The 14,895-nt window shown below is 34.6% G+C and carries 12 protein-coding genes and 1 pseudogene; 10 read left to right on the plus strand and 3 right to left on the minus strand.

Features of this window, described 5'->3' with window-relative positions; translation table 11 throughout:
* Positions 1 to 167: 167 nt before the first annotated feature.
* Both ACFQ18_RS17345 and ACFQ18_RS17350 read left to right on the plus strand, forming a co-directional pair.
* Positions 168 to 659: a hypothetical protein gene (locus tag ACFQ18_RS17345; RefSeq protein WP_047186738.1), complete on the plus strand. Its 492-nt coding sequence runs from the start codon at positions 168 to 170 to the stop codon at positions 657 to 659.
* A gap of 241 nt (positions 660 to 900) precedes the next feature.
* The gene (locus tag ACFQ18_RS17350) at positions 901 to 1,539 is read left to right on the plus strand and encodes a fumarylacetoacetate hydrolase family protein (RefSeq protein ID WP_145524192.1); all 639 of its coding nucleotides are present in this window, start codon (positions 901 to 903) and stop codon (positions 1,537 to 1,539) included.
* Positions 1,540 to 1,701: 162 nt separating this feature from the next.
* Here ACFQ18_RS17350 and ACFQ18_RS17355 read toward each other — a convergent pair whose 3' ends face one another.
* Positions 1,702 to 2,547 (minus strand): protein-glutamine gamma-glutamyltransferase, encoded by an 846-nt coding sequence (locus ACFQ18_RS17355; protein ID WP_047186740.1) that lies wholly within the window; start codon positions 2,545 to 2,547, stop codon positions 1,702 to 1,704.
* 240 nt (positions 2,548 to 2,787) lie between these two features.
* On the opposite strand from ACFQ18_RS17355, the gene ACFQ18_RS17360 reads away from it, so the two are divergent.
* Both ACFQ18_RS17360 and ACFQ18_RS17365 read left to right on the plus strand, forming a co-directional pair.
* Positions 2,788 to 4,884 (plus strand): tetratricopeptide repeat protein, encoded by a 2,097-nt coding sequence (locus ACFQ18_RS17360; protein ID WP_204798782.1) that lies wholly within the window; start codon positions 2,788 to 2,790, stop codon positions 4,882 to 4,884.
* Between the two features lie 150 nt (positions 4,885 to 5,034).
* Complete coding sequence (locus ACFQ18_RS17365; protein WP_060669172.1) at positions 5,035 to 5,442, plus strand: DUF192 domain-containing protein; 408 nt, start codon at positions 5,035 to 5,037, stop codon at positions 5,440 to 5,442.
* 582 nt (positions 5,443 to 6,024) lie between these two features.
* Here the strand turns inward: ACFQ18_RS17365 and ACFQ18_RS17370 are convergent.
* Complete coding sequence (locus tag ACFQ18_RS17370; RefSeq protein ID WP_047186764.1) at positions 6,025 to 6,699, minus strand: deoxynucleoside kinase; 675 nt, start codon at positions 6,697 to 6,699, stop codon at positions 6,025 to 6,027.
* A 15-nt stretch (positions 6,700 to 6,714) separates the two neighbouring features.
* Positions 6,715 to 7,347, minus strand: coding sequence for a deoxynucleoside kinase (locus ACFQ18_RS17375; protein ID WP_204798781.1), 633 nt, complete (start codon positions 7,345 to 7,347; stop codon positions 6,715 to 6,717).
* Between the two features lie 461 nt (positions 7,348 to 7,808).
* Between ACFQ18_RS17375 and cspD the strand changes: the two genes are divergently transcribed.
* The 6 genes and pseudogenes from cspD (at position 7,809) to ACFQ18_RS17405 (ending at position 14,300) form a co-directional block, all read left to right on the plus strand.
* Complete coding sequence (gene cspD, locus ACFQ18_RS17380; RefSeq protein ID WP_047186766.1) at positions 7,809 to 8,006, plus strand: cold-shock protein CspD; 198 nt, start codon at positions 7,809 to 7,811, stop codon at positions 8,004 to 8,006.
* 418 nt (positions 8,007 to 8,424) lie between these two features.
* The gene (locus tag ACFQ18_RS17385) at positions 8,425 to 9,519 is read left to right on the plus strand and encodes an NADH-dependent flavin oxidoreductase (RefSeq protein ID WP_145524187.1); all 1,095 of its coding nucleotides are present in this window, start codon (positions 8,425 to 8,427) and stop codon (positions 9,517 to 9,519) included.
* Between the two features lie 348 nt (positions 9,520 to 9,867).
* Positions 9,868 to 11,013 (plus strand): McrB family protein, encoded by a 1,146-nt coding sequence (locus tag ACFQ18_RS17390; protein ID WP_244987067.1) that lies wholly within the window; start codon positions 9,868 to 9,870, stop codon positions 11,011 to 11,013.
* Positions 11,013 to 11,944: pseudogene (locus ACFQ18_RS17395) on the plus strand (McrC family protein). Before ACFQ18_RS17390 ends, ACFQ18_RS17395 begins: the two are co-directional and overlap by 1 nt.
* A 112-nt stretch (positions 11,945 to 12,056) precedes the next feature.
* On the plus strand, positions 12,057 to 12,284 hold the full coding sequence (locus ACFQ18_RS17400) for a hypothetical protein (RefSeq protein WP_379566842.1): 228 nt from the start codon (positions 12,057 to 12,059) through the stop codon (positions 12,282 to 12,284).
* Between the two features lie 411 nt (positions 12,285 to 12,695).
* Positions 12,696 to 14,300 carry an SIR2 family protein gene (locus ACFQ18_RS17405; protein WP_204798777.1) on the plus strand — a complete coding sequence of 535 codons (1,605 nt, stop codon included), beginning with the start codon at positions 12,696 to 12,698 and terminating at the stop codon, positions 14,298 to 14,300.
* Positions 14,301 to 14,895 lie beyond the last annotated feature (595 nt).

Genomic DNA, 14,895 nt, shown 5'->3' on the forward strand with positions numbered 1-14,895 from the left:
GCTACCAAAAGTGGCGATTACCCAAGAAGCCCCCACTTCAAGCAACCCGTGAGGGTGGTAAGAGGGGGTAGTTCACTCAAAACAATATCCCAGTCTATAGCTCAGCGGTAAATGTTAATAGGGTACAGCTAGAAGATTACAAGAATGGTTACGATGAATTGCCGAAGATGCCATATGATAGGGACAGAAGTTCACCTAGAATTGGCACGATTCGCTATAGAGACTTAAAGCCATGGCTTAGTGCGGAAATGAAAGAGAATAAACGAAACAAGGAAAAAATGCATGATAAGAAGTTCTTCCAACCTATTTTGCTTGCAATGATCATCGGGAATTTTCTTATTGCGGTGAGCTGGATGCCGTCATGGCAGTTGGATGATGGCATGTTCAGTGATGACTCTCCATCTTTTTTAATAAATATCATAAACTTTATGCTTCTTATAATCGTGGGGGCTTATTGGCGTGATAAGGTGAGATGGTATCGTTCTTTAAGAGATGTCGGGCTTCTTTTATTTGCGCACCTGTTAGGCGGGGCGTTTTTGCGATTGTTTCAAACGGTTCCAACTGGGATGTTCGATGCGATTATCGTTGATGGATTGACGCTAGCTTTATTCAATGGAATTTTCTTTATCATGTTCAGAACTCTACGAAAGTTGTTGTAAAGACCACTCCTCAAAAATAGGGTAGAGTTCGGGCACTAGAGTGATAGAATATGACTAACTGACCCAATAGCCGCAACAGTCGGTTTGAATAAAGGGGTACACCATGATGAATTTCATATTGGTGAAGCAACTGTAGGAATATTGTGCTGAGGGAAAATATCGTGAGCCATGCTTCCTTCAAATTAAAAAAATGAATATATATTACCTAATGTATAGGAAAATGTAATGGAAGAGGTGCAAAATGAATTTAAAAAATAATCACATGAATAATATCTATTGTGTTGGTCGTAATTTTGCTATGCATGCTAAAGAATTAAATAATCCAGTACCAACATCGCCTTTCCTTTTTTTAAAACCATCTCATGCACTTGTTGAGGCAAATGGTGAAAAAATTGTGCTGCCTAAGGACAAAGGAGCCATTAGGTATGAGACGGAATTAGTTTTAAAAGTTAGCAAATCTTATAAAAGAGGTATTACAGTTGATGAGCTAGTCCATTCCATGGCTCTTGGGCTTGACATGACACTAGTAGATGTTCAAAATGATTTAAAGAAAAAAGGCCAGCCTTGGCTATTGGCTAAAGGATTCAAAAATTCAGCAATTATCACTCCATTTATTCCCTTTCCGGGTGTGGAAGATTGTAAAAAAGTAAACTTTAGTCTAGAAAAAAATGAGAAGACAGTTCAGGTTGGAAATATAAAGGATATGATCTTTGATTTACAAACGATTGTTGATTTTGTAGGTCTTGAATTTGGTTTAGGGGAAGGGGATATTATATTCACCGGAACACCTCAAGGGGTAGGAAATGTCGAAAATGGGGATAAATTAAAGTTGTTTTGGGATAAGGAAATATTAGGTGAGTGTACAGTTGCACTTGAATAGGGTTTTACTTTTCATTCGCTAGTATAATGTGAATGCTTTGTATCGTTTTTGCAGATGGTTATAAATGGTGTGGAACAAGTCATCATGGTAAACATCTATCCGGAAAACGGGAAATAGACCCGGTCTTCCGGAGTTCATTTATTTTTATGTTTGAAAGTTCTTTTAGGGACTATAAACCTTATTTAAATAGTATAGGTATTGATCATATGAAATGGAACTTTGATTATGGAGTATAATGGGATGCAGAATTTTGGGAGTTATATAAGCCCGTGGCAGGATCGAATATTTTGCTAAATGTTTAAACGATGGTCTTGTGACAAAATTTTTCAGATAGGCTGATAGATTACTTCCTGGCCTTCTTGTCTTGTTTAAAAATTCAATCATATGTTCAGCGCTCTCTATTCCTACTCCGTGTCCGAAATATGTGTCATTTCCAAGAACAACGGCATTTTCTCCTCTCCACCAAGGCGTTTCCGGATTATAATCTGGATTATTAAAGTAGACGACATCTCCAGGTAAGATATAATTCGTTATCATGTTGTGTATTCCAAGATCGGGATCTGCATGCCAACTATATAAATAGAGATTTCGGAATAATTGATTAAATGCATTTTCATCCATACTATTTAGAACGGCATGGTAATAGATAATCAATATTGCGGTAGCACATTCAAATGCATATAGTGAACTATTTTGGTAGATGTCTCGAATCGCATCAGATGGTTTTACACCATCCCTTAATTGGAATCCACCAGCATTTGTCAATAGCCAATATTCGGGATTACAACGAGATTCTACTAGTAGTGAAAATGGTGAATTGCCTTGATTCATGGCTTTTGCACTTACTATGATGTTTTTTCGCAACTTAATTTCAAACAAAAATTCATCTTTGGACTGATACGAATAAACAATGGGATTATCTTGCATTAGCCGAATGATTAACCTTTCAATGTCATCCGTTTGCCACATGTCACTTTGTTGAAAATCCATTCCTGCTAGTTGTATCAATAATTTTTCCTCCTATCTAACCATCATTAGTGTTTTTACCAGCATATTCGGCCTTCTTTTGGATGTGTATTTCTACATCCGAATATAAAATTTGGACTTCCCAAGGGGCGCAATCTTAATACATATGGAGCTTTTTATGATATTATTGTGTTTAATTCGTGAATGGTATATCTTATATTAGTTATGTATTCTAAAAAATTGTAATCACATAAAAAATAAATAATGATGTGGGGGATTATTGTGTCAACGGAGAATGAACTAATTAATAAATCCTATTATCAAACGATTATAGATAAAAACAAAGAAGAACACCCAATCAAGCTTTTGGGTGAAATGTACATGGAGGAAATGCAAAAGGAACGGCCAGAGCTATCCGCCATTCGTTTTGCTCAAGGGGAAGTTTACTTCTTGAATAAAGATTATGAAGCGGCAATTTATAAGTGGCAATATCCTTTAGACGAACAATTCATTCCATGGGCTCAGAAAAATATAGCAGATTCACATATGGAAATGGGCTTATTGGATCATGCAGAAAAATATTATATGGAAGTTCAAACGGAATCCGTTAAGTTGAAATCGGAAGTCTTACTGCAGCTATTTTCTCTGTATATACAACAAGGTCAACTAGAAAAATCTGTTGATACGATTAAAAACGCTGTTACGTTAAATCCGGATTATACCGATGTAACAGAAATAGCCAAGACTTATTTTGAGGATATCAAAGATTGGGATAGCGCAGTAGAGCTTGCAGTTAATGAGGCAATACGAACAGAATCTCTTTCATGGTTTGAGATTTTAGAAGGGTATGCTAGGCAAGGTTTTACATCCAACATGGAACCAAACTATTTTAATGAAGTGCTAGCAACATTATTACAAATCGACAAATGTCGTTTTGAAAGTCTGACTGAAGGATTGTGGATCAGTTATAAGCAAAGTGACTTTTATATCCAATGGCTAGAAGTGATTAACCAACTTCTCTTGAATCACAGCATGGAAGCCTCTTATACCTGCAAGAAGCTCCCGACCTTATTTGAAGAATCGTATTTCTATTTAATTAGCGGAGAGTTTTTAATAAAGGATATTTCGAATTTAGTAAACAATCATTTAGCGAACTGGATAGAGTTGTCTTCTGGTTCTGATACCTTACGTTCATCAAGCGCAGTCCTTGCCTGGGAAGAGACTTTTCCATCCGAAATTGCTGCCACAGTGATTAATGAAGCTGAACACCAATTTGAAAATTCAACTCCTAACCCAAATGGCAGCCAAGAAGGAATGGAACTTTTCAATTCTATTAAAACATGGGCGGAGAGAGAAGGTTTGTTAGAAGATTTATCTGAATTTATGAAGCCTATGCTAGATGAATTCAACATGGATGTGGCAAGTCCGACCAGAATACGGAATTTGATTAAAGCTGCGATCGAATTTATGTTAGAACAAAGGGTAGAATTGGAAAATGTTATTTTGGAAGAAATTAATTGGAACGAAGAAGTTTTAACAGAACTGTATGATATCGAGCATCAGTTAGGTGAGATGGAAAAAGAAAAAGCCAGCATCATGACAGAATCGTTCCATAAATTAACAAATAAATTAACCAAGAATATTAAGGTTGAATTGCCCAAAATCCTTCGAAATTGTTCCGAATTAGTGAAGGAGGACAGTGACTTTTCTAAAATCCATATGGAATTAAATGAAGAAATGAATAGACGGATTACAGACTATATGGAAAAGAATGCTATACCTGAGTTTAAAGATAGTTTTCAAGCATGGATAGAGGATTGCGAAAGAGAGTTCCAGGACAGCCAGAATAGATGTAATGCCTTTAACAATAGTATGAACCAACAATTTAATGAAGAGAAGCTTACATTGACAGGTGACTTTAAGGTATTGGATGACTGGCAACGAGATATAGACCGTATCTCAAGGGGAGTACTACGGTTTGAAAAAGTAAATATATTGTTGCGCAATAATCCTTCCCAGTTGTTATTAAAAGGTGTGGGAAAACTTTTAGGATCGATTTCGAAAAATAATGATATGCTCCATACTAAATATAAAAACCATATCGAAAATGTGGATTATAGTGAAATAACAGGGGAAATCATTAATTCGTTCATACAACAATTAGAATTGTTCGAGGAATCCATTGAATGGGATATTAATCGATTTTTCTCCAATCCACAAAATGAGCTTCATAGTTTAATAGAAGAAGTGCAGGAGAATATTGAAAAACATAACGATTCCTTAAATAAGATGCGCGAAAAACCCGAACTGTATCGAGACCCGCTTACTTTATTTGAGTTAAAATTACGTCAATATGAGTTGATGAATATGATTAGTTAATTATTTTTTGAAAAAAATTAATGAGACATGAAGCCCTAGATTTCTTGAATCAATCTAGGGCTTTTTGTACGGTTTCATGCCTTGACATCTGGAACATCTACACTTGGCGAGCAATAAACTACTTATAATAATACGTGAAGGTGTGGGAACATGACAAACAGCTTAAAAACAAAAACGATCATAATATTTAGCGGATACAGGCGAATTAAATTAACCGTTCATGTTGCAGACACTCCAGGAAAAATAGAAAAAGGCTTAATGTTTGTTGAAAGATTACCCGAAAATGAGGGGATGTTATTTGTGTTTCCAGGAAAAATATATGGTGGTTTTTGGATGAAAAACACATACATTCCTTTATCCATTGCCTTTCTTGATTCAGATGGGGAAATTCTAAAAATAATGGATATGGCGCCTTGTATGGGAGATATATGTCCTATCTATGATCCACAAATTTCTTATCATTATGCCATTGAAGTGAATCTTGGATGGTTTGAAAAGAACCAAATCAAAGAGGGGGATTATGTGAAATTTGATGGAACATTAAGGAAAGTACCTTAGAACCACGTGACTTAGTCATGAGAGGTTCAGTGAGCGGATTAAGATGAATCAGAATATGAATTCGTTTTTAATAGAGGCTTTGGATAGTTACTGACCTTGCAATTTTCTGTTCACCTAATACCAAATGTATGTTAATACAGCATTTAAAAAACTTCTCGTGGTTAGTACCAGATACGGTTGGGTGATGTAGATAGAACTTTAGAGGATAATGAAAAGAAAAGCGGAAGCGCCCGTATAGCGACGTACGGACTGCGCCTGGCCGTGCCAGGTGGTCCGATGTTGCCGCGCAAAGCGGCGGTTTTAATCGGACATTCCACTTCCGTAGGAGATAAAGGAAACATGCCCCTTCATAGGGGTATGCCGACGTTGGCCGCAAAGGCCGTACTTAGTCGGCCTTCCTTTAGTACTTTGAGTCGATGTTGACTTTCACCACAAGGGTATAAGTGCGACTAAGCCTCTGGTTTCACCATCGGCAAGTCTTCTTTATCGCACGGAGGTGAAGGAAGTCTCGCTACGGCTTTAGCGCTGGAGCTAGACACGGAAGAAATAAGGATAGTTTTAAATAACCACCCTTATTACTATTTAACTTTTAGATGAACGTAGTCTAGGTTCCCGAATGAAATTTCCGACCTTTTCTAATATAACATCAAGGGTATTATCCTCTTTTATTAAGTCATAGTCTGTGATGTCTATTCTTAAAATTGGACAAGCATTGAAATTACTTATCCAATCTTCATAACGATGGTACATTTCTTCCCAGTAAGAAGTAGGGGTGCTTTTCTCCATTGTCCTTCCACGTTCATTAATTCGCTCTAATATTACATCAAAAGGACCTTCTAAATAAATAAGTAAATCAGGATGGGGGAAATAAGGTGTCATTACCATGGATTCGAATAATTTAGTATACGTTTCATATTCCGTCCTAGACATGTTGCCATTTTCATAGTGCATTTTTGCAAAAATCCCTGTATCTTCATAGATGGAACGATCCTGTATAAATCCTCCACCATACTCAAATATTCTCTTCTGTTCCTTAAAACGCTCTGCAAGAAAGTAGATTTGTAAATGGAAACTCCAGCGTTTAAAATCACTATAAAAGTTTTCTAAGTATGGATTTGTTTCAACTTTTTCCAATGATGTTTTAAATTGAAGTGCATTGGCTAATGCTTTTGTCATGGTTGATTTGCCAACGCCTACTGTACCTGCGATAGTAATGACGCTATCACCAGGTATTTGGTACTTTTCTCTAAGATTCATCCGAATCCCCCTTTATTATGCTAATTTTCTAAGTTGTTCATCGACCATTTGTATAATTTCTTCTAAATCACTTTGATATTGAACAAAGTCCATTATATCGCCATCAATTCGGATAACGGAGAGATCTGAATGAGATCTTTCTAAATAATTGATATAGTCCTCATAATCCGATGACAATTGTTCAAGATAGGATACTTGTGTATTTTTCTCTATGGTTCTACCACGTCTCTTTATTCGATTCATAATAGTATCGATACTAGCGTGTAAATAAATGATCATATTAGGCATTGGCATATCTTCGGTTAAAATTTCATAGATCTTCTCAAATTTAATCATTTTGTCGGAGGATAAGGTACGCTGAGCGAAAATCATGTTTTTGAATATGTGATAATCAGCCATTACAGGTTTCCCCATCGACAAATATTGTTGTTTAATATCCTCTAATTGCTTAAATCGATTGCATAAGAAAAACATTTCTGTTTGAAAGCTCCATGCTTCCATATTCTCATAAAACTTATCTAAAAACGGGTTTTCCTCTACTATCTCTTTTAGTAAATGAAAATTATAATGACTAGATAGCTTTTTAGCAAGTGAGGTCTTTCCAATTCCAATGGGTCCTTCAATTGTAATAAAGGGTATGTTGGCCATGCTAATCCTCCAATCTACTTTTACCATTGCCTCATTCTCAACTTACCATTCTAACACAGGTATAGGAAGTTTTTATCTTTCTGTAATTGGAAGTTTTATGCAAATTTCTCTACACTCTCTTCCGTAATTCATTATAATGTGAGATATTACTTAATGTAATATAAAAGATTGATGTTCCACTTAGTGATTTACATACATTATTAAAAAGGGCAATTATGAAATTGATTTAATTTGTGTCGGATGTTTTATCAACAAGAAACAGACTTAGATGGTACTATTAATTAATTTAAAAAATACAGTATCTTTTTAGAGTGATACGTGTTATACTTAGAGTAACTTAATTGTTCGTGTTAGCAATACAGGACCTATGTCATATCTTTACAACGTATATCATCGTCTTGAATTAATATCAGAACAACCAAAGTAATAAACGTGCATGATGCACAATGGAGGAATTTCATATGAACACAGGTTCAGTAAAATGGTTTAATGCAGACAAAGGTTTCGGTTTTATCGAAGTTGAAGGTGGAGACGATGTATTCGTACACTTCTCAGCAATTCAAGGCGACGGTTTCAAAACGTTAGAAGAAGGTCAACAAGTTTCTTTCGATATCGAAGAAGGTAATCGTGGACCACAAGCAGCTAACGTTGTTAAATAATCATTTATAGTAAAAAGCTCTTCTGTAACCTAAACTAACTGAAGTGACACTTAAAAGTTAGACACGGTTATGTCATCAGTTACTTGCTCAAAATGAGTTCGGTAGTATACCGGACTCATTTTTAATTTTGCCTTCTTTTCTAAGACGGAACCTGTTCCATCCAACTCGTAAGCAACCTACGTAATATTCGCATTCTTCTGCTGCAATAGATATAGACTCTTTGATGCGAACCATTACAAAAAACCTGAAGTATTACATCAACATATCATTTTTAAGTTAAAATGGCTCCAAGTTAAATAGGGTTTATGCTCATCATTGTAGAGGATAACTCTTTTTTATACGTTTCACAGGAGGACAGGCAGAACCTTTGACCAATAAAACTTATTCTTTTACGATGAAATACAAGGAGTGAAGTAGAATGACAACTTATTTAAAACCATTTACATTTCATAACGGTGTCGAGCTTCGTAATCGCTATGTGATGGCGCCGATGACGACATATTCTGCTAATCCAGATGATACGGTGTCGGACGAAGAATTAGCGTATTATGAAGAGCGTTCATATGGAGTAGGGGCCGTGATTACGGCATGTACATATGTAATTCCAAGCGGTAAAGGCTTCCCGGGCCAATTCGCGGGACATACGGATGCTTATACTGATAGTTTACGTAAAGTAGCACAGGCGATTCATAAAGGTGGCGCTAAAGCGATTTTACAAATATACCATGGAGGTAGACAGTCGCCTCGTGAACTTGTGCCAAATGGCGATGTTGTCAGTGCAAGTGATACGATAGCGGCAGATGGGGGAAAGGCGCGCGCATTAACGGTTGAGGAGATTCAAGAAATTGTGAAAGCATTTGGTGAAACAACGCGTCGTGCCATTGAAGCAGGCTATGATGGCGTTGAAATACACGGTGCAAATACGTATTTACTACAACAATTTTTCTCTGGCTTCACTAACAAACGCACAGATGAATATGGAGGTACGCTTGAAAACCGCATGCGTTTCCCATTAGAAGTAGTAGCGGAAGTCAATCGCGTAAAGCAACAATTTGCAGATGATTCATTTATCGTTGGCTATCGGTTTAGCCCAGAAGAGTCGGAAGAAGATGGTATTACGCTTGATCATACGGTACAGTTAGTAGATCGCTTAGCGAATGAGCCACTTGACTATTTACACATTTCACTCGGAGATTTCCGTTCCTTAGCACGCCGTTACGAAGGTGAGAAAGAAAATCGCATCAAAATCATACATCGTGTCATTGATGGTCGTGTACCGCTTATTGGTGTGGGGGCCATTCATTCGAAAAAAGACGCACTAGAAGCTATGGAAACAGGTGCAGAACTTTTAGCATTGGGTCGAGAATTATTAATTGAACCGCATTGGGTTGAAAAAATGAAGGCAGGGGAAGAAGTCATGACAGAAATGGATATGACACGTGATCATGTCATTCCCGGACAAATGATGCGCATGATGCAATCACGTCCTGGCTGGGTACCTGGTGTTAAATAGTAAACAAAAAAAGAGGTTGCTTTTCAAAGGTATACCCCGGAGTTAGAATGAAAAGTCTAACTTTTGGGGTGTTTTTTTAATGGTTAAATAAAAATGGAAAGTAATATTAAAAATAGCAAAAAGTATTTATAAGTTTATACCATTAAAAAGAGACACTGCCACTTTAAAGAAAACTATTAACCTTATAAGGAGAATTCATCTTGCCTATGGAAAGAATCCAGAACATTATTGACAAATATAAAGGAATTACATTAGAAGAAGTTCTTGAAAATCATAAAGAAATGTACGAAGATCAGTATCAATGAAAATGCGTACGTGATAGGAAAAATATTTACAGAATCTATAAATTTGAAGACAATCAAACACCTTCATGACGTGAATCTATATATTTGTGAACAAGCTAAAAAAGAAGTTGAATGGATGATAACAGTTGAGCATATCTACTTACATGAGGAACTATCATTTAATCTAAATCCAATCCTGTTTGGACCTCCCGGTACCGGGACAATCTATCAAGTTTCTACAAGGTCACTAGAGATACTCTATAATCGAACTTCAGAAAAATTAGAAGATTTTCAAGAAAAATACAAAGAGTACCAACAAAATGGCCAAATTCGCTTTATTACTTTTTATCAATCCTTTTCTTATGAAGATTTTATTGAGGGATTACGTTCGGATGGAACTGCATTTGTACCAAAAGATGGAGTCTTTAAACAAATTGTAATCGATGCTCTTTATGCTGGACTGACATCAGCCAATAATCAATTGGAAGATTACGAGACTAGAAAAGAAAAAGTAATGGAGGCATTTAAGCAAAAAGATGCGTTTAATTTTCATTCAGCCAATCGATTTATCATGATTATTGATGAAATTAATCGGGCTAATATTTCAAAAGTATTCGGTGAGTTAATTACGTTATTAGAGGAAGATAAACGGTTAACAAAAGAAAATGAAACACGTGTAAAACTCCCATATTCTGGGGATACGTTCGTTCTTCCGCCGAATATCTATATTATTGGTACGATGAATACAGCTGATCGTTCTATTGCATTAATGGATACTGCATTAAGAAGAAGGTTTGGATTTGAAAAAATTGTTCCACTACCATCTCTATTAACACAGGTGGAAGATATTGATTTGCCAACCCTCCTTCATCGTATGAATCAACGAATTGAAGCATTATACATTAGGGATCATAGGATTGGACATGCCTATTTTATTAATGTTGGAACTTTGGATGAATTAATCATGACAATGCAAAATAAGATAATCCCTCTATTACAAGATTATTTTTATGATGATTGGGAGAAAATTGGCTTGGTACTTGGTGGAATTGGCAGGAGTGAACAAGATTCTTATATTATTTATCAGGAAAAAGTAGATGTTTCCGCTTTATTTAAGCATGCAACAGACTATACTAGCTTTGACTTCCCGCCAAAATACCGAGTTAAAGAAAATATTACCGTTGAAGATATTAAAGGGATTTATGAATAATGAAAAATATTACAATCAGAGAAGCGTTCGATTGGCTGCATCTGGATGATAATCATTCCAGTGGGCTAACAAATGTAGAATGGGAGAATCCTCTTCAATTCCTGGATGAGAAATATAAAGGAGAAAATATAGTAGAAATTGGCATTCATCGGCTTGGCTTTATCAATCTGGTTGGTATCATTCAATTGAAAACAGTTCGAATTGAAATACTGCCCAAGCTTGATGTAAATGTGGAAAATAACCCCTTCAATCGAAGGTCCCTTTTAAATATGTTACGTGTTACTAAACAATTACCTGTTCAGCTAAATGACCATACAACAAGTGAATTTGAAAAGGTTGATTTATCACACTTATTGGCGTATTTATTTGTAACGGAAATGTATAAAACGCTGAGACGAGGAATGTATCGTAGCTACGAACAAAAAACAGATAATCTCAAACATTTGAAAGGAAGATTACTAGTTTCTCTGCATATTAAAAAAATGTCTACGAATCAGTGAATGCTTTTTGTGAATTTGATGAGCTTTCTATAAATGTTCCTTTAAATCAAGTATTAAAAGCGTCTTTAAGGATTATCAAACCATTTGTAAAACAAGGATCTCTTCAAACACAGATGTGGATGATTTTTGAAATGCTTGATGATTTAGATGATCTCTATGAGATAGAGCAATCCTTTTTAAACTCGATTGAAATCAACAGGCAAAATCAACAATATGAAGGTATATTACAGCTGGCAATCGCCATTATCCAATCGACTGTTATGAGTTCGGGAGTTAGTAAACAAATCGCTTTTTCTTACTTATTTAAAATGAATGATCTTTACGAGGCTTATGTTGGTGAATGTTTAAAGAAATTACTAGCACCTACATCCTATAAAGTCGATTTGCAACATCAACAGAAAAGATTATTGGTTAAATGTATTTTCCGGTAGAGAAAATATTTCATTGAAACCCGATTTCGTCGTAACAAGAATGGAGCAAAATGAGCAAATACCTATGATCATCTTGGATACGAAATAGAAAACTATTTTTGCTAGTTCCCGCTTGAATTATAATCAAGGAGATATTTACCAAATGTATGCTTATATTACAGCATATAAAACTGCTTTACGCTGTATTATTCTCTATCCGGCTATAAATGAGCAAGGTCTATTACCAAAATGGTTAGTACCTAATACAGTTCCAAAAAAATATATTGAGATGAAAATGATACGGTTGGATGATGTGGAAAGAACTTTGGAGGATTTGGAAGAGGTGTTGTTGGTATTGTAATTGATATGTTGTACTTGCTAATTACAATGCTTTTAAAAGCATCACTTTCCAGCGTTGGGCTGAATAACCCTTTTTATTATATTGGTACCGAGAGATAACTCTTTTTTTAAGTGATTATAAAACATTTTTATGCTAGTTTTATAGCAATTTCATTAGTGAATAGGAGTGTTTACCGTCTGGTGTAAAAATGACTAATATTATTTTAATTATGCACATTCCATTTTTGTGTTAAGGGAGTTTTCAATTGATCTATATCAGGAAGGTTATAGCTAGTTCATATATCTACGTTCAGTCGTAATATAAATAAGAAAATTCTCATGCTTTTTTATCTCATATGGTACAATTTAACTATACTAGAAATATTAGATAATCCAAACTAGTTTGAAGAAAACTCAATGGGGGCGTAATCTAATGATGGATATTGAACAAAAATTAGTCGAACATTTAATGGATATGGATACAGCACCTTTCTTATTCATAGGTTCAGGCTTTTCAAGGAGATATTTAGGTTTAGAGGACTGGGAGGGACTTTTAGATAGATTTTCGAAATCAGTTAATAAAGATTTTGATTATTACCTATCGACTGCTCGCAATAATCTAGCAAAAGTTGCAGAATTAATTGCAGAGGACTTTCATGAGGTTTGGTGGAAAGAAGAAAAGTATTCTGCGAGTCGTGAAGAATTTAAAGGACGGATTCCCTCAACTCACAGTGCTCTTAAAATAGAAATATCAAAATACCTTAGGGATATTAAATATATTTATACAAAAGATAAAAAGCTAGATATCGAAATTCAAGAGTTAAAAAAGGCAGTTATTGATGGTATTATAACCACAAATTGGGACACATTATTGGAGCAAATATTTTTAGAAAGTGATATGAATGTATATATTGGTCAAAAAGAATTACTTTTTTCACAACCTTTAGAGGTAAATGAAATTTATAAAATTCATGGTTGCTGTTCAGTTCCCGAGTCATTGGTTCTCACAAGTGATGATTATAGGGATTTTAATGACAGAAATGCATACTTGGCGGCAAAACTTTTAACAATATTTATTGAACATCCAGTTATTTTTATTGGTTACTCTATATCAGATGAAAATATACATAAAATTTTAAGTGCAATTACTGCGTGCCTTGATTCAGATAACATAGATAGATTGAAAGATAGACTAATTTTTGTTGAAAGAGCAAAAGGACAAGCGGATTCATTCGAATCTTCTTCCATGACAATTAATCAACTTACTTTACCTATTACCCGCATTAAGACAGATAATTATGATTTAGTGTATAAAGCACTAGCAAAAAATAAAAGAAAATATAGCATGAAAGTGATAAGACAAATTAAATCTCAAATTTATGAATTGGTTAAAACTAATGACCCTACTGAAAAAATACATGTAGTTGATTATGATGAAAATGGAAACTTAGATGATATTGAATTTGTAATTGGAGTTGGTGTCAAGTCTATTGTTAGTAATAATCAGCCTCAAAATGAAATATCCTCTACTTCTGAATTCGCAAATAAAGGCTATGATATGTTATCCGATTATGATTTATTTAGGGAAATATTATCTTCTGATCAAAATTATGATTATAAGGAAATTGTAACTAAGACATTACCTGAAAAATTAAAGACAAATCACTCAATTCCAGTTAATAAATATGTTGCTTTAAGTAAGTTAAAGCCAGGTGATCTCGATTACAAGATAGAGAAGAAGATAAATATGAAATATAAAGAATTTTTAACACAAAAACAAAAAGATGATTTAGAAGATTTTGCTATACAATGGCAATTTACTTCAATTAGTCAAATTTTGGAGGGATACGCGAACACTAATAAAGTTATTGAAGTTATACCACTTTTGGGGGAACAACACCTAAACAGTGTTGACTTAAAAGATTTTATTTCGAAAAATATGCATTTGTTGGAAAATACTGATGTAGTTGGTTCAAATTTCAGAAAGTTAATTAGAATTTATGATTGGTTGGTTTATAATAAAAATATAGAGAGGTAATTTTTTAAAAATGGGAAGTGCGTAAGAAAAACAAAACCTATTAATTTAATTTGGGATAACCAGAAAAAACATTAAAGTTTTATTAAACCAGGGGACTGACCCCGAAATTATTGTAGGCATATATATACAGCTAGTTATCCACCACTGTATATATAGTTAAAATGGGAAACAACCAGAGGGATTTTTTACTAGAAAAGGTATTAAGTTCAAACGCTGAAATTAAAAAAATGAATTTTAAATATAAAAAGTTACTTCTTATTCGCTTTTCTAGAATAAATATAAAAAGTCCAATTTCTCAATTTTAATGCTGAGAAATTGGATTTTTTATATTTACTTATATGGAAAATAACGGTTGAAAATAGATGTCAACATGACTTTTATCTTGGATAAAAGAAAATTTCACATTAATTATAATGGGCCCGCTTGGAGTTAGTACATCGGACTTAATTATTATTGACGAAGTCATGTATATGGTTATGAAGCACAGGATGCTAACTATTCTTTCAATTTATCTATGAGTAAGCGTCAAATATAGACCACCTTCTAATATTAATTGGGCTATGTAATAATCTCCTTAAGAAAATCTTTAAGGGGG

Origin of the sequence: Oceanobacillus caeni, assembly GCF_042678465.1 — a bacterium.
GTDB lineage: Bacteria > Bacillota > Bacilli > Bacillales > Amphibacillaceae > Oceanobacillus > Oceanobacillus caeni.